Below are 1,201 nucleotides of genomic sequence, written 5' to 3'. Positions count from 1 at the left end.
TGATGCTGCTGCGCGGCTTCGCCGAYGCGSTGATGATGCGSGCCCAGCAGGCCRTGTCGTTCGGCGASAACSYCGGCTWCCTGCCGCCGCACCACTACGACCAGRTCTTCACCGCCCACGGCGTGATCATGATCTTCTTCGTCGCGATGCCGCTGGTCACCGGGCTGATGAACTTCGTCGTGCCGCTGCAGATCGGCGCGCGCGACGTGGCCTTCCCGTTCCTGAACAACTTCAGCTTCTGGATGACCACCTTCGGCGCCGGCCTCGTGATGGCCTCGCTGTTCGTCGGCGAGTTCGCGCGCACCGGCTGGCTGGCCTACCCGCCGCTGTCGGGCATCGCGTACAGCCCTGACGTGGGGGTCGATTACTACATCTGGTCCTTGCAGATCGCGGGGGTCGGCACGCTGCTGTCGGGCGTGAACCTGATCGCCACCATCGTCAAGATGCGCGCGCCCGGCATGTCGATGATGAAGATGCCCGTCTTCACGTGGACCTCGCTGTGCACCAACATCCTGATCGTCGCCGCCTTCCCGGTGCTGACGGCGGTGCTGGTACTGCTCTCGCTCGACCGCTACGCCGGCACCAACTTCTTCACGAACGATCTCGGCGGCAACGCGATGATRTACGTGAACCTGATCTGGATCTGGGGCCACCCCGAGGTCTACATCCTGGTGCTGCCGGCCTTCGGCATCTTCTCGGAAGTGGTCTCCACCTTCAGCGGCAAGCGCCTGTTCGGCTACGCGTCGATGGTGTACGCCACGGTCGTGATCACCATCCTGTCGTACCTGGTGTGGCTGCACCACTTCTTCACGATGGGTTCGGGGGCGAGCGTGAACTCGTTCTTCGGGATCACGACGATGATCATCTCGATCCCGACCGGCGCGAAGATCTTCAACTGGCTCTTCACGATGTACCGCGGGCGCATCCGCTTCGAGGTGCCGATGCTGTGGACGGTCGGCTTCATGATCACCTTCGTGATCGGCGGCATGACCGGCGTGCTGCTCGCGGTGCCGCCGGCCGACTTCGTGCTGCACAACAGCCTGTTCCTGATCGCGCACTTCCACAACGTGATCATCGGCGGCGTGCTGTTCGGGCTGATGGCCGGCATCACCTACTGGTTCCCGAAGGCCTTCGGCTACAAGCTCGATCCGTTCTGGGGCAAGTGCTCGTTCTGGTTCTGGCAGACCGGCTTCTTCTTCGC

General features: G+C 63.4%; 1 protein-coding gene. It reads left to right on the top strand.

Translation table 11 applies throughout. The features are described from left to right. Nucleotides 1-1,201: cbb3-type cytochrome c oxidase subunit I (locus AC1D12_RS33725; RefSeq protein ID WP_477845432.1), on the top strand; the 1,201-nt coding region annotated here is incomplete at both ends.

It is taken from the genome of Rhizobacter sp. P1_G5, assembly GCF_056405435.1.
This window is presented reverse-complemented; position numbering and strand designations above follow the sequence as displayed.